This is a genomic window from Sulfitobacter delicatus, assembly GCF_900102535.1.
Taxonomy (GTDB): domain Bacteria; phylum Pseudomonadota; class Alphaproteobacteria; order Rhodobacterales; family Rhodobacteraceae; genus Sulfitobacter; species Sulfitobacter delicatus.
The window spans coordinates 26,043-45,219 of the sequence record NZ_FNBP01000013.1 but is presented as its reverse complement, the minus strand read 5'-3'; the positions used below and the strand labels follow the sequence as shown (position 1 = coordinate 45,219).

General features: G+C 62.8%; 17 protein-coding genes. 5 read left to right on the top strand and 12 right to left on the bottom strand.

Going from position 1 to position 19,177, the window contains the following annotated elements; translation table 11 throughout:
* Positions 1-64: 64 nt before the first annotated feature.
* From BLS57_RS17395 to BLS57_RS17385, 3 genes are read left to right on the top strand one after another with little or no spacing between them, the layout of a single operon-like run.
* The gene (locus BLS57_RS17395; protein ID WP_093743925.1) at positions 65-478 is read left to right on the top strand and encodes a universal stress protein; all 414 of its coding nucleotides are present in this window, start codon (positions 65-67) and stop codon (positions 476-478) included.
* A gap of 33 nt (positions 479-511) precedes the next feature.
* Positions 512-967: a hypothetical protein gene (locus BLS57_RS17390; RefSeq protein WP_167356461.1), complete on the top strand. Its 456-nt coding sequence runs from the start codon at positions 512-514 to the stop codon at positions 965-967.
* Positions 968-1,008: 41 nt separating this feature from the next.
* On the top strand, positions 1,009-1,500 hold the full coding sequence (locus BLS57_RS17385) for a copper chaperone PCu(A)C (protein WP_093743923.1): 492 nt from the start codon (positions 1,009-1,011) through the stop codon (positions 1,498-1,500).
* Between the two features lie 56 nt (positions 1,501-1,556).
* Here BLS57_RS17385 and BLS57_RS17380 read toward each other — a convergent pair whose 3' ends face one another.
* The 5 genes from BLS57_RS17380 to BLS57_RS17360 form a co-directional block, all read right to left on the bottom strand.
* Positions 1,557-2,468: a D-amino acid aminotransferase gene (locus tag BLS57_RS17380; protein WP_093743922.1), complete on the bottom strand. Its 912-nt coding sequence runs from the start codon at positions 2,466-2,468 to the stop codon at positions 1,557-1,559.
* A 78-nt stretch (positions 2,469-2,546) separates the two neighbouring features.
* On the bottom strand, positions 2,547-3,353 hold the full coding sequence (locus BLS57_RS17375; RefSeq protein ID WP_208597600.1) for an ABC transporter permease: 807 nt from the start codon (positions 3,351-3,353) through the stop codon (positions 2,547-2,549).
* The gene (locus BLS57_RS17370; RefSeq protein WP_093743921.1) at positions 3,346-4,113 is read right to left on the bottom strand and encodes an ABC transporter ATP-binding protein; all 768 of its coding nucleotides are present in this window, start codon (positions 4,111-4,113) and stop codon (positions 3,346-3,348) included. Before BLS57_RS17370 ends, BLS57_RS17375 begins: the two co-directional genes overlap by 8 nt.
* 43 nt (positions 4,114-4,156) lie before the next feature.
* Positions 4,157-5,419 (bottom strand): cation:proton antiporter, encoded by a 1,263-nt coding sequence (locus tag BLS57_RS17365; RefSeq protein WP_093743920.1) that lies wholly within the window; start codon positions 5,417-5,419, stop codon positions 4,157-4,159.
* 196 nt (positions 5,420-5,615) lie between these two features.
* Positions 5,616-6,635: an ABC transporter substrate-binding protein gene (locus BLS57_RS17360; RefSeq protein ID WP_093743919.1), complete on the bottom strand. Its 1,020-nt coding sequence runs from the start codon at positions 6,633-6,635 to the stop codon at positions 5,616-5,618.
* Positions 6,636-6,755: 120 nt separating this feature from the next.
* Between BLS57_RS17360 and BLS57_RS17355 the strand changes: the two genes are divergently transcribed.
* Together BLS57_RS17355 and rpe are read left to right on the top strand one after the other, a co-directional pair.
* Positions 6,756-9,962: a 4Fe-4S double cluster binding domain-containing protein gene (locus BLS57_RS17355; protein WP_093743918.1), complete on the top strand. Its 3,207-nt coding sequence runs from the start codon at positions 6,756-6,758 to the stop codon at positions 9,960-9,962.
* A gap of 63 nt (positions 9,963-10,025) precedes the next feature.
* A complete protein-coding gene (gene rpe, locus BLS57_RS17350) occupies positions 10,026-10,715 on the top strand; it encodes a ribulose-phosphate 3-epimerase (protein WP_093743917.1) in 690 nt (229 codons plus the stop codon).
* 123 nt (positions 10,716-10,838) lie between these two features.
* Here rpe and BLS57_RS17345 read toward each other — a convergent pair whose 3' ends face one another.
* Genes BLS57_RS17345 through BLS57_RS17315 form a run of 7 tightly spaced genes read right to left on the bottom strand, consistent with a single transcriptional unit; the run spans position 10,839 to position 19,159 of the window.
* Complete coding sequence (locus tag BLS57_RS17345) at positions 10,839-12,341, bottom strand: class I adenylate-forming enzyme family protein (protein WP_093743916.1); 1,503 nt, start codon at positions 12,339-12,341, stop codon at positions 10,839-10,841.
* A 54-nt stretch (positions 12,342-12,395) separates the two neighbouring features.
* Positions 12,396-13,163 (bottom strand): oxepin-CoA hydrolase, alternative type, encoded by a 768-nt coding sequence (locus BLS57_RS17340; protein ID WP_093743915.1) that lies wholly within the window; start codon positions 13,161-13,163, stop codon positions 12,396-12,398.
* A complete protein-coding gene (locus BLS57_RS17335; RefSeq protein WP_167356460.1) occupies positions 13,160-13,567 on the bottom strand; it encodes a PaaI family thioesterase in 408 nt (135 codons plus the stop codon). Before BLS57_RS17335 ends, BLS57_RS17340 begins: the two co-directional genes overlap by 4 nt.
* On the bottom strand, positions 13,548-14,681 hold the full coding sequence (locus tag BLS57_RS17330; RefSeq protein WP_093743913.1) for an acyl-CoA dehydrogenase family protein: 1,134 nt from the start codon (positions 14,679-14,681) through the stop codon (positions 13,548-13,550). The genes BLS57_RS17335 and BLS57_RS17330 overlap by 20 nt, the downstream gene beginning before the upstream one ends.
* The gene (locus BLS57_RS17325; protein WP_093743912.1) at positions 14,678-15,877 is read right to left on the bottom strand and encodes an acyl-CoA dehydrogenase family protein; all 1,200 of its coding nucleotides are present in this window, start codon (positions 15,875-15,877) and stop codon (positions 14,678-14,680) included. Before BLS57_RS17325 ends, BLS57_RS17330 begins: the two co-directional genes overlap by 4 nt.
* A 13-nt stretch (positions 15,878-15,890) precedes the next feature.
* A complete protein-coding gene (locus BLS57_RS17320) occupies positions 15,891-17,066 on the bottom strand; it encodes an acetyl-CoA C-acyltransferase (RefSeq protein ID WP_093743911.1) in 1,176 nt (391 codons plus the stop codon).
* Positions 17,063-19,159 carry a 3-hydroxyacyl-CoA dehydrogenase NAD-binding domain-containing protein gene (locus BLS57_RS17315; protein WP_093743910.1) on the bottom strand — a complete coding sequence of 699 codons (2,097 nt, stop codon included), beginning with the start codon at positions 19,157-19,159 and terminating at the stop codon, positions 17,063-17,065. The genes BLS57_RS17320 and BLS57_RS17315 overlap by 4 nt, the downstream gene beginning before the upstream one ends.
* Positions 19,160-19,177 lie beyond the last annotated feature (18 nt).

The window sequence follows — 19,177 nt, the reverse complement described above, 5'->3', positions numbered from 1 at the left end:
CTTAGCCCCAAACGAACAGACAACCGCCCGGCACCTGCCAGCGTACGAAAACCAGGAGAGCATAATGTATACCAAAATCATGGTTCCCGTTGACCTAAGACACATCGATAAAATGAGCAAAGCACTTCGGGTGGCGGCTGATTTAGCCAAATTATACAATGCTGAGGCTCATATTGTTGGGGTCGGGCACAACCTGCCGAGCCAGGTCGCACGAACGCCGGCTGAGTTTGCTGAAAAGCTCGCGGCCCTTGCCGCTGAAACCTCTGAAGCAAATGGCGTGCATTTTGCCCCTCACGTGGAAACCAGCCACGACCCAGCCGTTGATCTGGATACCGTGCTAAAGCGTGCTGCCGATGCGATTGGAGTGGACCTGATTGTGATGGCCAGCCATCTTCCTGGAGCCGCCGAGCATATCTTCTCTTCAAACGCTGGCTATCTTGCTTCGCATGTCGCGATTTCGGTGATGATTGTACGCTAAGAGCGCATTTATCATTACGCCCATAGGCAGAGGATGCGCGGACGGCATTGGTATGACAATGCGTCGCAGAATGGTGGTGGCTATGGTCATGGACGCAGCCAAGTTCTAATGAAGCGCATGGCCACCCGTTCGCGCATATCCGCCTTTCCGGTTGCAGTTACGCTGCTGCTGGCTTTGGCACTCGGCAGTCTGCCGTTCGCACATCGCGCGACAGCCGAGACGCAGCAGGACCCGGCTTTCATCGCCTTTATCCAAGCGGGCGGCACCTTGGCCGACCTCTGCGATGGCCCCGTAGATGGCCACGGCGTCGCCGCTCTTGATTGTGAAGCCTGCCGGATCATCGGCGCGCTGCTGGTCCCCACGTTAGCAGCGGTGTGGCTCCCCCTTAAACGCGCAACCGGGCCAACCCGTCGCGTAGGGACGATAGCTTGGGTTCCGCAAATCCAAACGGGCGCGCGCCCCCCCGTACGTGGCCCGCCATTCGTCTGATTGACCACCCTCAACACCACAATCAGACAATGGATGAACCAATGAAACGTATTACAATCGCGGCCTTTGCCGCATTCTTCGCCCTGCCCGCCGCTGCGCATGACTACAAGACAGGCGGTCTTGTCGTGAACCACCCGATGGCGTTTGAAACGCCGAAAGCTGCCAATACCGGTGGCGGTTACCTCACCATCACGAACACGGGCGAGACGGCAGACCGGCTCGTTGCAGTGCAGGCCGAAGGCTTCGATGAGGTCTCCCTTCACGAAAGCAGCACCGATGACATGGGCGTTGCCCGTATGCGCCATGTTCCCGGCATCGACCTGCCCCCGGGTGAGATGGTGTCATTGGAGCCGGGCGGGTATCATGTGATGTTCATGGGGCTGAATGGCGACCCCTTTGAGGTCGGCGAGAAGATCCCCGCGACGTTGCAATTCGAGCAGGCAGGACCCCTTGACGTGACCTTCAATGTCGAAAGCCGCCGCGACGCTGGACATGGCGAGATGGACCATTCCGCGCACGGTGCGCACGACTAGACGCAGCCCCCCCCACACACAAAGACACCGGCGCGCTCTACGCCGGTGTCAGCGCGTTATGCGCAGTGCCGCTGCACCAGCTCTTTGTAAAGCGCCTGAATACGCTTGGTCACGGGGCGTTCACCGTCGATTGCCCTTCCGTCGATCTCGGCCACCGGGGTCTGCGCCCCGAATGTACCGGTGAGGAAAGCCTCATCTGCGCCATAGGCCTCGTAGAGCGAGAAGTTCTTTTCAAACACCGGAATGCCATTCTCGCGGCAAAGATCGATGACCTTTTGTCGGGTCACCCCATTCATGCAGTAATCGCCGGTTGAGGTCCAAACCTCGCCCCGGCGCACAATAAAGAAGTTACAGGCGTTGGTGGTGTTCACAAATCCATGCGGGTCAAGCATCAGCGCCTCATCCGCGCCCGCAGCCTCAGCCTGAAGGCAGGCTATGATGCAGTTCAGCTTGGAGTGGCTGTTGAGCTTAGGGTCTTGGCTATGAGGCAGCCCGCGCACCTGCGGAACCGAGGCCAGCTGGATGCCCGTCGATTGTAGGCGGTCCACTGGTTTGGAATGTTCCATGATGATCACCAGCGTCGGACCAGAGGTGCTGAGCGAAGGGTGTTGGAAGGGTTTATCCTTGATCCCGCGGGTCAGCATCAGGCGGCAGTGCACGTCGTTGTGCATGTCGTTCGCCTCGGCCGTGCGGCGCAGCGCTTCGGCAATGCCCGCTTTGTCCATGCCGACATCCATCGATACGGCTTTGCAGGAATTGAAAAATCGGTCCATGTGCTCGTCGAAAAACGCCCATGTGCCTTTATAGAGACGCATACCCTCCCAGATGCCGTCGCCCAGCATGAAACCACTGTCATAGACCGAGACCTTGGCCTCGTCGCGGTGGACGATGTCGCCGTTAACGTAGATCTTGATGTCGCGGTTGCGGAAATCTTCGTCGGCGGCGTGGGTGGTGGTGTGTTCGGTCATGTTGTGGGTCCGTCTGTGGAGTGGTTTGGTTATTCATAGCGAAACGGGTCGCCCATACCACCCCAGGCAGTCTCTGGTCTACACCCGCCAACTGAGCACGCGCCGCTCTACCGCGGCTACAACCGCCGACACCGCGACCCCCAGCAGCGACAGGATCACCACGCCCGCAAACAGCCGCTCCAGATCATAAAGGCTTCCGGCTTGTAGAATATAGGCCCCGATCCCGTACTCCGCGCCAAGCATCTCTGCCGCGACCAGCAGAATAATCGCGATTGTTAGCGAAATCCGCAGACCCGACAGGATCCCCGGCATTGCCCCCGGCACCACGATCTTGGATACAATCGACCACCAACTCAGGCCAAAACTTTGCCCCATCCGGATCAACACGCGGTCGACATTGTCCACCGCCGCATAGGTCGCCACCACCGTGGGTGTGAACGTGCCAAAGGCGATGAGCGCGTATTTACTGGCCTCATCAATGCCGAACCAGATGACGAAGAGCGGCAAGAGCGCGATTTTCGGGATTGGAAAAATCGCTGCCACTAGGGGCACCAGCCCAGCGCGGACCAAGGAGAAAAGCCCGATCAGCACCCCGATACCGATCCCCATCGACGCCCCGATCAGCGCGCCGACAAACAGACGCGTAAGCGAAGGGGCGAGATGTTTGAAAAGCATCCCCGATTGGTAAAGCTCCTGAAAGGTTAGCAACACATCGCTTGGTCGTGGCAAGGTCAGCGCCGAGATAAAGCCGCTGCGCGTGCCCCATTCCGCCAGCAGGATCAGTACCACGAATACGGCCAGCCCCACGCCACGCCGCGTGCCGGGCCGGAAACCACCGCCACGAAAGGTCACTTCGCGCGCTGTACCTTGTGTTAACTCACCCATCGATCAACTCCGCATCCGCCGCCGCGGCCTCGTCTCGCATGAGCCCCCATAGGTGCTGTTGCTGTGCTTCCAATGCCGGGTCGCCGTGGTGCCGCTCGGCCAACGGCATGTCCAGTTCAACGACCTCGCGCAGCTTACCCGGACGGCGCGACAGCACGACGATTTTATGCCCAAGGCGTACCGCTTCGGCGAGGTTGTGGGTAACATAAACGGCGGTGAAAGGCTGCCGCGTCCAAAGGGCCACGAGGTCATCCATCAGAAGTTCGCGGGTCTGGCTGTCGAGCGCACTTAACGGCTCGTCCATCAGCATGACAGCAGGGTTCACCGCCAACGCCCGCGCAATCGCCACGCGTTGTTTCATTCCGCCAGAAAGCTGCTTGGGAAGGGCGTCGGCAAAATCGGTCAGCTTGGTGCGGGCAAGCACATCGGCGATGATCGCATCGCGCTCCTTGCGGCTCAGCCCGTGATCTTCCAGCACCAGCGCGACATTGCCATGCACCGTACGCCATGGCAGCAAAGCGAAATCCTGAAAGATATAGGTGAGCGGGTTCAAACAGCCCGCGGGCGCATCACCCAATTGCAACACCTTGCCCTCACTCGGCCTCTCTAAACCGCCCAGCATTCGCAACAGGGTGGATTTACCACAACCCGACGGGCCGACAATGCAGACGATCTGGCCCGATGGAATGTCGAGCGAGATGTCACGCAGCACTTGCGTGTCGCCGTAATAATGGCTGACGGAGGAGAGCTTGAGATCCATGGCGTTCTTTTCCGGTAAAAGGCGGCCATGTGCAATGCGCGGTTCACCGGTCCGGGCGATCTTTTGGGCCGTGCAACCTCTCCACCGCTATGCCGGCAGTAAAGCCATGGAGGAGCGCGGACAGAAGAATAGCAAAACCAACGATGGCCCAGATCTTTTCCTCATTCCAAAACTCAACCTTCGCGGCGGCATAGGCGAGGTAGTAAATCGACCCGATCCCCCGAATACCATAGAGTGCCACAACCCAGCGGTCGCGCGCACCCAGCGGGGTACGCCCCAATGACAGCCACCCAGCAAGCGGACGCACGACAAAGAGCAGCCCGAAAACGATTGCCGCGCCAGACCATGTGAGCGCGCCGAGTAGCATTGGCAAGACGGCCCCCAAGGCGACGAGCAGCAAAGCCGTCAGCGCGTGTTCGACGGCTGAGACGAAATCGTGCAAGCGTCGATGAAAGGCGTGATCGCCTTCTACCCGTCGGATCACCAACCCGGCGACAGCGACCGCGATAAAGCCGTAGCCTTCAACCAACTCGGTCGTGCCATAGCACAAGAGCACCCCTGCCAGTGCCACAACACCCGAAGACGTCTCGGCCAGCGCTGCACTGCGCGGCACGTTGAAAAGCACCTGCCCCAAGGCCCATCCCCCGGCGGCGCCCATCGCGGTGCCAACGGCAATCCGCCAAAGCACATCCCGCCCGAGCCATTCCAGCCCCCAAGCCCCCGGCGCCAAACCGTCGGCGGCCACCAGCAATCCGAGATAGACAAAGGGAAAGGCCAAACCGTCGTTCAACGCGGCTTCGGTCGTCAGAGCAAAACGCACAGGATGCTCTCCGCCCTCCTGCGGCGGACCGACCTGCACATCACCAGCTAGGACCGGATCGGTTGGCGCCATGACTGCCCCCAGCAGGATCGCCCCCGCAATCGTCATCCCGGCCAGCGCATACCCCATGAAAGCCACGGCAAATATGGTGATCGGCATGGTCAGCGCCAAAAGCCGCACGGTCGGACCCCAGCGGGGAAAGCTCGACAGATTGTCGATTCGCAGGCCGGTGGCAAAGAGCGCAACGATTACGCAAAGCTCGGCAACGACCTCCCAAATATGCGGATGGGTGCGCGGATCAGGGACCACTGGCATACCCGGCAGAAAGGCGAAGACGGCCATGCCGAAAAGGATCAACAGTCCCGAAGCAGCAGGCTCGCGGCGGCTGATGAAACGCGGCAGCCAGTTGGCCAGGATCACAATAGCTCCGACAGCCCCAAGCGCGATGTGGTAGCCGTCTAACCCAAAAAATGACCCGTCGTTCATAGAGGTGTCCGTCTGTGGTTGCCGCGTATGTACCGCGCTATTCACTAGCTAACGCGCGTAACGACTTTGGGTTGCCATAAAATGCGCGGCGCGTGGGGAGGCCGCTCGCAGTCCTCCGCATGCCAGCCGCCAAACACAAAAAAGGCGCGCCACTTTCGCGGCACGCCTTTGGTTCAGGTGGGCCGAAGTTGGCCGTTTAGCTGCCTACGGTCTCGACATAAGACGTGTCGATTAAGGTCTCTAAGGTGATGTCGCTGTCGACAAGCCCCTCAGACTGGAACCATTCCAACTGATCCCGCACAGAGCCGACATTAAGCTTCGCACCCTCGTTCAGACGCATGGTGCCATTGATGATCGACGGTGCGGCTTTGTCACGCGGCCGGTCTGTATAGACGTATTTGTGAATCAGATCGACCATCTCGTTCACGCCATCCTCGCCGCCATCCTTAGCGATCATTGCCGCATTGTAATCGGCCACGCCCTTGGAATAACCCGCGAGGAAGTTTTCCGTCATTTCGCGCTCGCCTTCAGCGTTGCTCGCCGAGGTAAAGACGGTGGTCACCTGATAATCCGGTAAATAGGTCGCCACATCGCCGATGATGTGCACCGCGCCCGACCCAGCCAGCGGTTTGGCGATATGCGGTACGATAGACCATGCGTCGATCTGGCCAGACTTCAGCGCACCAATGACGGCGCCGACCTTCTGCAGCGGCTTGAACTTGAGCGAAATGCCTTCTGCCTCGGCCATCTTCGAGCCCATGTAGTGAAAGGACGACCCCGCCTGCGTCATGCCGTAGCTCTTTCCGTCCAACATGCCGGGCTCGGTGATGCCAGCTTGGAAAGCGGCGTCGGAGACGAGGAACTTCTGTCCGTCGATGCCCTGTTCCTCCTGCAGTGCCCCGCCGATCACCTTGACCGCGCCCTTTTGCGCCAGCGACACCAGACCGCCCGAGATCGCCGTCACAGCATAGTCCACATCGCCACTGGCAATCGCCACCGCCATCGGCTGGGCTGCCTCAAAGAAGCGTAGTTCGACGTCCAGCCCGGCTTCTTTAAAATAGTCCCGCTCAAAGGCAACGAAACTACCCGCGTGGCTGGTGAAACGCAGCGCGCCCACGGTGATCTTGCGGTTTTGCGCCAGCGCCGGGGCGGCAAGGCCTAGAGCCGTGGCAGCCCCCATGGTTGCGATGGCCTGACGGCGGTTAAACAGGGTCATAGTCTCACTCCTCACTTTTGCGCAGCATGGTCGGGCGGTACGGCCAGAGTCAAGCGAGAGCGGGTTTTGCCTGCCCCTCTGGGTCTGGCATTCCCTCGCGCGCCGTGGCATCGATTTGCCATGAAGCTCTTTTCCTCCAAGACCCGCCCCATGCACCTCGGCCCCTTCCCGATGGAGCGCCTGCGGCGTTTGCCTGCGCCCCTGTCGCGGTTGCCCGATTTGCCGCTGCCGGTATTGCAGTTCGAACGGCCAGAGGCGCCGGAAAGCATTTGCAACGCCATGGCGCCCTTTCAGGCCATGATGGATGTGCTGCGCGACGGGCCGATCAATGCGGCGGGCGCGGCCATCCCCGCCGACCCGGTGGAACGGGCCAATCACCTCAAGTCCTTTGGCTATTACAACGACGCCTCCATGATGGGGGTCTGCGCTCTGCCACGGGACGCGCAACTTGCGACGCCCCGCCGCAGTGCAGGGACTGCACAGTTGGCGGACGATCTGCGCAACCGTCAGACCAAAACATTGGCCGCCGGGGTCGATGTCATTATGGCCAACTTGCGCGATGCAGTGGATGCGCCGGAAACCTCAATTGACGGTCACAGCCATGCTTTGGTGATCCTGACTGCCTACCCCCGCGATCCGCGTGCAGATGAGCCGGGCAGCGATTGGATCAAGGACGCCCAGCCACAGCGCGCCTGCCTGCGCGGGACCGAGAATGCGACTGTGCTGGCTGAATACATCCGTCAGTTGGGGTTCTCTGCCAAAGTGCATTCGGAGACGACCAGCGATGTCCATCCCGGCAAGCTGGCCGTGGCGGCGGGGCTGGCGGTCTGGGAGGATGGCGCACTGCAAGCGCCCTGGATTGGGGCGCGTTTTGGTCTCGCCGTGGTGACCACCGACATGGCTCTCGCCCCCGACATGCCGCTCCGCCCTCTGGCAGACCAGCCGTGGTCGGTTCTCAAAGGCCCGCATTGGCAACTTGGCACCCACGGCGGGGTCAGCGCCCGCGATGTCGATCCCTATGCGCGGCGCGATTATGCCGCCGGGCCGCATCCCTTTGAGACCCTGAACCGGGTCGAGGAGCCCACGACCTATATCGACGCCGCTAATGTGCCGCGCGTCCCGAAACGCGGTGACCTTTTCGCGCGCGGCCAGTTCGGCGATATGGGGCCAAAGGTCCAAAACGCCATGAAAGGCGGCCACCACGTGGTGAAATCAGCCCCCTCCGCCGCGCAACGGCGTCTGCTGGGCGCGCTGATCCTGTTGCAGGACGGCCCGGTAAATACAGACACCCCTGCTGCCGAAGATGCCGCCCGCAATGCCGCGAACCTCAAGGCGGCGAGCTATTTCCTCGGCGCAGATGCCGCGGGTCTCTCGGCTTGCCCCGATTGGACATGGTACAGTCACGACGCCACCGGCACGCCGATCACCCCGCCCCATGGCGAAGCGTTAAGCCTCATCATCGACCAAGGCTTCGACACGATGGAAGGCTCTTCGGGCGACGACTGGATCGCCGTGTCGCAGTCCATGCGCGCCTATCTGCGCTTCTCGATGCTCGGTGGCGTGCTGGCGCAACACCTGCGCAACCTCGGCCATGCCGCTAAGGCGCATACGGTGATGGACGGCGATGTGTTGCAACCACCGCTTTTGCTGCTGGCCGGTCTGGGCGAGGTCTCTCGCATCGGCGAAGTGATCCTGAACCCTTTTCTCGGCCCGCGCCTGAAATCCGGCGTGGTGACGACCACCCTGCCCGTGGCCCATGACAAGCCCATCGACTTTGGCCTGCAAAAGTTCTGTGAAGCCTGCAACAAATGCGCCCGCGAGTGCCCCTCCGGCGCGATCACCGCTGGGCCGAAGAAAATGTTCAACGGCTATGAAATCTGGAAATCCGACAGCCAAAAATGCGCCACCTACCGGATCACCAACCAAGGCGGCGCGATGTGTGGCCGCTGCATGAAGACCTGCCCTTGGAACCTCGAAGGGCTCTTTGCCGAGGCCCCCTTCCGCTGGGCCGCCTCCAACATTCCCGCCGCAGCGCCGCTGCTGGCGAAGCTCGACGACAAGGTCGGCAAGGGCCGCCTGAACCCGGTGAAGAAATGGTGGTGGGACATCGAGCGCGACGCAACGGGCCGTTTTGATGCGCCCGCGCAGCCGGTCAACGCCCGCGATCTGCAGCCTGATCTTGACCTCAAGTTCGAGGACCAGACGCTGGCCGTCTACCCCGCCCCGCTGGCCCCGCACCCTTGGCCCTACCCCGACCCGATGAACCGCGAGGCCGGGATTGCCGCTCATGCCGCGCTCCTGAGCGCCGATGAGCACCGCCGCAAGACCGCGGCGGGCGAGACGGACCATCTGCACCTCTACAAAGTCGGCAGCGACACCCCGGTGCTCGACCTGCGCATCACCGAGGTCACCCGCCTGAACGCCACCACGGCGCTTTACGACATCGCCCATCCCGAAGGCCACGACCTGCCCGCCTGGACAGCAGGCGCGCATCTCGATCTGGTCGTCGCCCCCGAATTCCTGCGCCCCTATTCGCTGCTGGGCGACCCCGAGGACTGCAAGCGCTACCGCATCGCGGTGCTGCGCGAAGACGCAGGCCGCGGTGGCTCGGCGCTGCTGCACCGGGTTTTCACCAAAGGGCGGCGCATCTTTGTCGGCAAGCCGGTGAACCATTTTGAACTCATCGAAGACGCACCCCATAGCCTGCTCATGGGCGGCGGCATCGGCATCACCCCGATGATCGCCTTTGCCCATCGCCTGCACGCGCTTGGGCGGCCCTTTGATCTGCATTACTCTGCCTCCACCCGCGAAGCCGCCGCCTTTGCCGACCAACTCGCGCAGGCCCCTTGGGCCGACCGGGTGCATCTGCACATCTCATCCGAGGACACCCGCGCCGACCTGCCCAGTATCATGGACCGCGCCGCCCCCGGCACCCATGTCTATACCTGCGGGGCGGACGCCTACATGCAAGCCGTCATGGCCGCCGCCGAGGCCGCCGGCATCCCCGAGGACGCCCGGCATCTGGAGTATTTCTCGACCCCCGAGGTGCCGGACTACGTGAACCACCCCTTCACATTGAAACTCACCTCCGGCCGCGAGATTGCTGTCGCAAAGGACGAAACCGCCGCCGACGCCCTCATCGCGGCAGGCGTGTCGGTGGACCTCAAATGCAGCGACGGCATCTGCGGCGTTTGCAAATGCGGGCTGCGCGGCGGAGAGGTGGAGCACCGCGACTTCGTCCTCTCGGCCAAGCAACGGGCGGAATCGATCATCCTCTGCCAGTCCCGCGCGGCGCAGCCCGGCGGGGTGCTGGAACTCGACCTCTAGCCCCTTTCGCAAAAAGCGCGCAGGGGCTATGAGGGGCCAACCTCTGCAACAAAGGCCTGCCCCATGACATTCGACCGTTCGATCAAGATCGCCCCCTCCATCCTCGCCGCCGATTTCGCCAATTTCGGGGCCGAATGCGAAGCAATCGAGGCCCAAGGCGCAGATTGGGTGCATGTGGATGTGATGGACGGGCATTTCGTGCCCAACATCACCTTCGGCCCCGCGATGTGCGCGGCGATCCGGCCCCATATCAAGGGCGTGATGGACGTGCATCTGATGATCTCGCCCGTCGATCCCTACATTGATGCCTTCGCCAAGGCCAGGGCCGATTTCATCACCGCCCATGTCGAGGCCACCCCGCATATCCACCGCACCCTGCAGGCGATCCGTGACGCGGGCGTGAAGGCTGGTGTGGCGCTAAACCCCGGCACCCCGGCGAGTGCTGTGGCCGAGTTGCTCGACATGGTGGACCTGATTTGCGTGATGACCGTGAACCCCGGTTTTGGCGGACAAAAGTTCATCGACATGAGTGCCAAGATCCGCGAGCTGCGCGCGATGATCGGCGACCGGCCCATCCATATCGAGATCGATGGCGGCGTTGACCCCAAGACCGCACCACTGGTCGCACTGGCCGGGGCTGATGTGCTGGTGGCAGGCTCGGCGGCCTTCAAGGGCGGATCTGTCAGCGATCCTGCGCCCTATGGCGAGAACATCCGCGCCATTCGCGCGGCGGCGGAAGGTACTTACGTCTAATTTGGCGGAGCGCATTTAGGCTATGCGTGCGCAGGAGTCTTTCTGGCGCCCCCTGAGGGGGGGGGGCGCGGTGCCTCCGGCGGAAGTATTTAGGGCCAAAAAGAGAGGACGGTCTCGCTGGGCTTAGTCCTCTAGCTGATCCGCAAAGGCTGTCAGTAGGCGATGTTTCAAGATTTTGCCCGTGGGTGCTGCGGGTAGGTCCGTCGCAACGATGATTTGCGACGGGCGTTTATAGCCGGTCAGGCGTTCCTTCACGAAACCGCGCAGCTCCTCTGCTGTGACATCGTCGCCTGAGGCAACTTGCACGAAGGCCAGCACTTCTTCGTCACCGCCTTTGACCCGCCCGACAACCGCAGATTGCACCACCCGCGGGTGATCGTTCAGCGCGGCTTCGACCTCGGGCGGATAGACGTTAAAGCCGCCGTGGATGATCAATTCCTTGCTGCGGCCGAGAATATGCAGCCGCCCCTTTTCGTCGAGCTTGCCCAAGTCGCCGGTATGCAGCCAGCCCTCCGCGTCGATGGCTTTGTCGGTCTCGGTCGGGTTGCGGTAGTAGCCCTTCATCACATGCGGGCCACGCACCAGCACTTCGCCTTCGCCCGCGCCGTTGCCGCCTGGGGCTTGGTCGTCAATCTTGCATTCGGTCCCCGGTGTGACAGGCCCCACGGAGGTATCGGGCGAGCCGATGGGGTTGTTGGTGGCCGAGGCGCCCGAGCAGGTCTCGGTCATGCCAAAACCGTTTTGCAGCGGCAACTCGTAGAAGGCCTCTGCCTTGCGCTTCCACGCCGGGTCGAGCGGTGCGCCGCCGGAGGAGACATAGCGCAAACACGGGCTTTCGAGCTTGGGCATGCCGCGCTCGCGGGAATATTGCATCACCAGCGCGTGCATCTGCGGCACGGCGGGCAGGATCGTTACATTGTCATGGGTCGCGGCATGGAGTTTCGCGGCGGAAAAGCGTGCCTCTTGCCGCACATGCGTCCCGGCGCTGGCCGAGGCCATCAGCACAGAGACGAGGCCAAAGACATGGGTCATCGGCAGAACGCCGTAGACCACATCGCCGGGCACCATCTGGCGCAGATCAGCCGAGGCGCGCGCGCCAAAGCGCAGGTTGGAATGGGTCAGCATCACGCCCTTGGGGTCGCCCGTCGTGCCAGTGGTATAGAGCAGCACGGCCACGTCATGCAGATCGGCATCTGGGGTGCTGGGCAGCGGCGTCGCAAGGTGCAGACTGCCGAAAGCGCCGGAGACCTCGCGGGCCGACATCCGCGCCGCATGGGCTGCCGCTTCGGGGGAGACGTCGCAGGTCAGCAGCACCGCCGCCGGGGTGGCGTGGTCGATGATGCGGGTGACTTCGGCTTCGGTCTGGCGGGCATTTACTGGGATCGCCACGGCGTCCAGCGTCCAACAGGCATAAAGTGCTGCCACCGCTGCGGCGCAGTTCTCGACCATCAGCAGCACGCGGTCGCCTGCCTGCACCCCCGCCCCGCGCAACGCCTCGGCCAGATCGGCCCGCGCGCGGTCCAGATCGGCATAGCTCCACGCGGTCCCGCTGGCATCGCTTAGCGCCGGGGCCTCGGGGCGGGTCGCCACTTGCTCAGCTAGAAAATCCTGTACCCTGGCGTTCATTGGTGTCTCCTCCTGCCTAAAGGCGCCGCCTCTCCCCGGGCGGCGCTGCCCGGTCTAGAACCGGGGTTTGCGTTTTTCCAAGAAGGCCGCGATGCCTTCGGCGGCCTCATCACCCCCAGCCGCATGGGCCATGGCGTCGCGTTCGGCATCCAGCTGGTCGGCCTCATCGGTCTCATAAGACTGCGCCACCAACTGCCGGATCACACCCTGCGACGCGCGCGGGCCAGCAGCCAGCGTGTCGGCCAGCATCAGCGCTTCGTCCAAGGCTTTGCCATTGGCGCATATCCGGTTGACCGCGCCCAGTTCGGCAAAGCGCATGGCCATGACCGGACGGCCCAGCAGGCACATTTCCATCGCCAAGGGGCGTGGCAAGAGCCGTGCCATGGAGGCGGTGAGACCTGCGTCCGGCACCAGCCCGGTTTTCACATAGGCGGCGGTGAACTGCGCGTCTTCGCAGGCCACGATCATGTCGCAGGCCAGCGCCAAGGAAAGCCCCGCCCCCGCAGCACCGCCCTCAACCGCGGCGATGAGCGGCACCGAGCAGGCCCGCATTGCGCGGATCAGATCATGCAGCCCGTCGACCCGTTCGCGGCGTTCCGGCTCGGTCATCTTGCGGCGTTCGATCAAGACGTTGAGATCGCCCCCGGCACAAAAGAACCGCCCCTCGGAGGTCAGGATGACCGCGCGGATGCGTGGGTCTTCGGCTTGTTTCATGGCCTCGGAAATGGCCTCGTAAAGCGCGGGCGACAGCGCTCCGCGTTTTTCGCGGTTGCCGTTCCAGATGATCAGCCGGTCGCCGCGGTCTTCGATCCTTGCGCTCATGTCTTTGCCCTTTTGAATACACCCGTGGCGCGCGACAGCAGCTTACCCTCTGCGTCTTGCAATTGCGCTTCGGCATAGAGAATTTTGTACCCCCCGCCGGTGACGCGGCCCGTGGCGATAACCTGCCCCTCGCGCACCGCCGAGATGTAATCGGTGGTCAGCGAAAGGGTCAGCATCGGCACAAACGGCCCGCTCATCGCGCAGTGCCGCGCGCAGGCAAAGCCCGCCGCGACATCCAGCATCAGCGTATGCAGCCCGCCGTGCAGAACGCCCGAGACGTTCAGGTGCTGCGGGCCGAGATCAAGTGTGACGCGGGTGCTGCCATCGTGGTTCGACAGATCGGGCAAAAACCCGATAAGCTGCTGAACCCCGCTGGTCGGCGCATCATGCGGCGGATAGTGCAATGAAACGCTCCAAGTGATGATCAGTGTCGCCAAAGCGGTGGTCGGCGATGGTGATGCGTTTGGCGATATGGGCGAGCTCATATTCTTGGGTCATCGCGATGCCGCCGTGCATCTGGATGGAATCTTCCGACACCAGACGCCCGACACGGCCCATGAGGTTCTTAGCCGCCGAGACATGACGCTCGCGGCTGGCGCGGTCGTCGGCCAGATGGCCTGCGGCGTTGATCACGGCAGAGCGGGCCTGTTCAAGGTCGATGAGCAGGTCCGACATGCGGTGCGCCAAGGCTTGGAAGCTGCCGATCGGGCGGCCAAACTGCTTGCGCGTGCCGAGGTATTCGCGGGTCAGCGTGCAGGCGGTTTCCATGGCACCCAGCGTTTCTGCGCAAAGCGCGGTGGTGGCCACGGCAGTGCGCGCTTCGATGGCGTCGAAAGCCTTGCCTGCGGCACCCAGACGGGCGCTTTCGGGCAGGGTTACATCGTCCAGCGTCACCTCGGCAGCACGGCCCCCGGCCAGCAGGGCATAGCCTGTGACGGTCAGCCCCTTGGCGTCGGCAGGCACGAGGAACAGCGAGATGCCCGCCTCATCGCCAGCCTCACCGCTTTCGCGGGCCGAGACGACGAGCATGTCGGCGGCTTCGGCATTGGCGACGACAGCCTTGCGGCCATTCAACACGATGTCGCTGCCGTTCTGCGCGGCGGTACTGGTCACGCGGTTCAGATCATAGCGGCTGCCCGGCTCGCCATGCGCAAAGGCCAGTTGCAATTCGCCGCCAATCAGCGCTTCGACATGCTCTTGCTGCGTCTCGTTGCCGAGGTCGGCGATTAGACCGCCAGCCAGCACGGCGGAATCGAGCAGCGGCTCGACCACGCCAGCGCGCCCCAGTTCTTCGAAGACGGTGGTCACGTCAAAGCCCGCGCCGCCAAAGCCGCCTTGCTCTTCGGTGAAAAGCGCGCCGATGACGCCCAGTTCGGCCAAGCCGTTCCAGATCTCGGCAGAGAAACCCGCATCGCTTTCCAAAATGCCATTGCGGGTGGCGGTGTCGTATTTGTCGCGCAGGAAACGGCGCAGGCTGTCTTGCAGCATCTGGCGTTCTTCGGTCAGGTCAAAGTTCATTTTGCGCCTCCCAGCATGGTCTTGGCGATGATCTGTCGCTGGATCTCGTTCGAGCCGCCAAAGATCGACAGTTTGCGGTTGTTGAAATACTGCGCGGCCACGGGGCCTGCGTCATTCGGGTCTGGCAGCGCGTCATTGCTGCCCGCCACCGCTTCCGAGGCAAAGGGCATCGCATAGACGCCGGCCGCCCGACGGGCGAGGTCGTTGATCTCTTGCCGGATGATCGTGCCTTTGACCTTGAGCATGGAGCTTTCCACGCCCGGTGCCTGCCCTGCGGCGGCCTTGGAGATGATACGCAGGTTGGTTGTCGCCATCGCCATCAGATCAATCTCGGCCTGTGCCACGCGGGCGGCGAAATGCGGGTTTTCGATCAGCGGGCGGCCCCCGGCCATTTCGGATTTGGCGATGCGTTTGACCGCCGAGAGGCCCGCTTGGCTAAAGCCCACGCCCGCGATGTTGGTGCGCTCATGGGTCAGCAGGTATTTGGCGTAGGTCCAACCCTTGTTTTCTTCACCGACAAGGTTCTCGGCAGGCACTTTGACGTTGTCGAAAAAGACCTCATTCACCTCGGCACTGCCATCCAGCAGGATGATCGGGCGCACGGTGATGCCGGGGGTGTCCATATCGATCAGCAGGAAGGAAATGCCCTCTTGCTGCTTCACGTCCTTGTCGGTCCGCACCAGGCAGAAGATCATGTTGGCGTGCTGGCCAAGGGTGGTCCAAGTCTTCTGACCATTGACGATATAGTGGTCGCCATCCTTCACGGCGGTGGTCTTCAGCGAGGCCAGATCCGACCCGGCACCCGGCTCGGAATAGCCCTGACACCACCAGTCCTCGCCCGACAGGATGCGCGGCAGCCAGTAGTCCTGCTGCTCTTTCGAGCCAAATTTTTGCAGCACCGGGGCCAACATCGACAGGCCAAAGGGCACGATGCGCGGCGCGTGATGAGCGGCGGCTTCTTCCTCAAAGATGTGGCGTTGCACGGCGTTCCACGCGGCCCCGCCAAATTCCTTGGGCCAGTTGGTCGCCAGCCAGCCTTGGTCGTTCAGGATCGCATGCCAACGCTCGTGACCTTCCTTACCCAGTTCTTCGCCGCGTTTGACCTTGTCAGACAGGTCTTTGGGCAGTTTCTCGGCCAGAAAGGCCCGCACGTCTTCGCGAAAGGCGCGTTCTTCGTCAGAATAGCTCAGGTCCATGTCGGTCCCCTTTTCAGTAGATTTCAAAGAGGCCAGCCGCCCCCATGCCGCCGCCGATACACATTGTCACAACGCCCAGTTTGGCCCCACGACGCCGCCCTTCGCGCAGCAGGTGGCCGGTCATCCGCGCGCCGGTCATGCCGAAGGGGTGGCCGATGGCGATGGAGCCGCCGTTGACGTTGCATTTGTCGGTGTCGATGCCCAGCTTGTCGCGGCAATAAAGGGCTTGGCTGGCGAAAGCCTCGTTGAGTTCCCACAGGTCGATGTCATCCACGGTCAGACCGTGACGTTCCAGCAGACGCGGCACGGCAAAGACCGGGCCGATGCCCATCTCGTCGGGCTCGCAGCCCGCCACGGCAAAGCCTTTGAAGGCGCCCATGGCGTCGAGGCCTTGCTGTTCGGCCTGTGTGCTGTCCATCAGCACCAGAGCGGCGGCCCCATCGGACAGCTGGCTGGCGTTGCCTGCGGTGATGAAAGCCCCCTCGCCGCGCACGGGTGTGAGGCCCGCGAGCCCTTCGAGCGTGGTGGTGGGGCGGTTGCATTCATCACGGTCCACGGTGACTTCGCGGGTGGAAATCTCTTTGGTTTCCTTGTCCTGCACGCCCATCGTGGTTTGCATTGGCGCGATCTCATCGTCGAAGATCCCGGCTTCCTGTGCGGCCGCAATCAACTGCTGGCTGCGCAGACCGTAGGCGTCCTGATCCTCGCGAGAGATGTTATAGCGTTTCGCCACGATGTCGGCGGTGTCGATCATCGCCATGTACACTTCGGGCTTATGCTCCATCAGCCAAGCCTCTTTCACCGATTTGGCGTCGGGCTGGACCATCGAGATGCTCTCGACCCCGCCCGCGACCATCGGGCCTGCGCCCTCCATGCAGATGGCATTGGCGGCCATGGCGACGGTCTGCAGACCCGAGGAGCAGAAGCGGTTCACGGTGACGCCCGAGGCGGTGATCGGCAGGCCCGCGCGTAGCGCGATCTGGCGCGCGATGTTGGAGCCCGTGGCGCCCTCGGGGTAGCCGCAGCCGATCATCACATCTTCGATGGCCGAGGGGTCAATGCCCGACCGTTTCACGGCTTCGGCGACGACGTGGCCGCCCATGGTGGCACCATGGGTCATGTTGAACGACCCGCGGAAGGATTTGGCCAGCCCGGTGCGGACGGCGGAGACAATGACAGCCTGTTTCATTTGGCAGCTTCCTTGTTCAGATCATCAAAATTGCGGTTGGTCTTGACCAGTTCGGCCAGCAGCGGCGCTGGTTTCCAGAACCACGGGTCCTGCTCGGCAAAGCCTACGATGGCGGCGAGGACATTGGGCAGGCCTTGGATGTCGGCCCATTTCATCGGGCCACCCCAGTAGCGCGGGAAACCGTAGCCAAAGAGCAGCGTCATATCGATGTCGAGCGGGCGTTTGGCGATGCCCTCTTCGAGCACCTTGGCGGCCTCATTGACCATGGCGCACATGTAGCGGCGCACGATCTCGGCCTCGGTGAACTCGCGCGGGGTGATGCCGCGCTCCTTCTGCTCTTCTTCGATCAGGCGGGTGATCTCCGGGTTCGGCGTGCCGCCGCGTTTGCCCTTTTCATAGATGTAATAGCCTTGGCCGGTCTTCTGGCCAAAATGGCCCTGCTCGCAGAGCCGGTCGATATAGGTCGGCACCCGCTCTTCGGGGTGGCGTGTCGCGGCCTTGCGCTTGCGCGTGGCCCAGCCGATGTCGAGCCCGGCAAGGTCGGCCACGGCAAAGGGGCCCATGGCAAAGCCGAATTTCTCAAGTGCTGCGTCGATCTTGTAGGGGCTGGCGCCGTCGAGCACCATGTGGTCCGCCGCCGTGCGGTAGGTGGCGAGGATGCGGTTGCCGATGAAGCCGTCGCAGACGCCAGCGCGGACGCTGATCTTGCCCAGAGCCTTGCCGAGGGCAAAGCCGGTGGCGACGACCTCGGGTGCGGTCTTGTCGGCCACGACAACTTCCAAGAGCTTCATCACATGCGCGGGGGAGAAGAAGTGCAAACCGATCACATCGCCGGGGCGCGAGGTGCTGGCGGCGATCTCGTCCACGTCGAGATAGGAGGTGTTGGAGGCCAACACGCAGCCTGGTTTGCAGACCGCGTCGAGCTTGCCGAAGACCTGCTTTTTGACGTCCATGTCCTCGAACACGGCTTCGACGACCAGATCGACGTCGGAAAGGCTGTCATATTTAGTGGAGACGGCCAGCGCCGTGCCGGTGAGCTTGTCAAACTTGGCCTGATCGATCTTGCCGCGTTTCAGCGCGCCTTGCAGGTTGCCCGAGATACGCTCATGCGCGGCCTTGGCGGCCTCGTCCTTCATCTCGATCAACACGACCGAGAAGCCCGACAAGAGCGCCGCCGTGGCGATGCCCGCGCCCATGGTGCCGCCGCCGATGACACCGATGGCTTTAAGGTCGCGCGGCTCTACGCCTTTAAGTTCCGGCAGGTTGCTGACGGCGCGTTCCGAGAAAAACGCGTGGATCATGCCTTGGCGCTGGTCGGTGTTCATCAGTTCCGAGAATATGCGGCGTTCGGCTTTCATGCCCTCTTCGAAAGGTTTTTCGACCCCCGCCTGCACGGCGCGCACGGCCTCTGCGGGGGAAATCTGGCCGCGACCCTTTTTCAGCGTCGCCTCATAGGCGGCATCCCAGTCGATGGGTGCAGGTGCGGGCATGTCGCAGATCGGCCGGCGCTCGGCACCGCTGTCGAGCAACTCACGCACGTAGGCCAGACCAACCTCCTGCGGATCGCCCTCTTCCACGCGGTCAACGATGCCCATCTCAAGCGCCTGTGGTGCCTTGATGTGGCGGCCTGTGGTGATCGCGTCGAGCGCGGGTTCAACGCCGATGAGACGCGGCAGGCGTTGTGTCCCGCCCGCGCCGGGGATCAGGCCGAGGTGCACCTCAGGCAAACCGACACGTGCCGAGGGCTGGGCGATGCGGTAGTGCGCCGACAGGGCGACTTCGAGACCGCCGCCGAGGCTGACGCCATGCATGGAGGCGACGACCAGCAGCGGTGACGCCTCAATCCGGTTGCACAGATTGGGCAGATGCGGCTCCATCGGCGGCTTGCCGAATTCGGTGATGTCGGCCCCCGCGATAAAGGCCCGGCCTTCGCCCACGATCATCACGGCGCGCACGCCGTCTTCAGCCTCAGCGCGGTCCATGCCTTCGGCCAGACCTTGGCGCACGGCTTGGCTCAGCGCGTTGACGGGCGGGTTTTCGATGCGCAGCACAACGATGTCGTCATGGCGGGAATAGGCAATCTTGTCGGTCATATTCGTAACTCCTTGTTC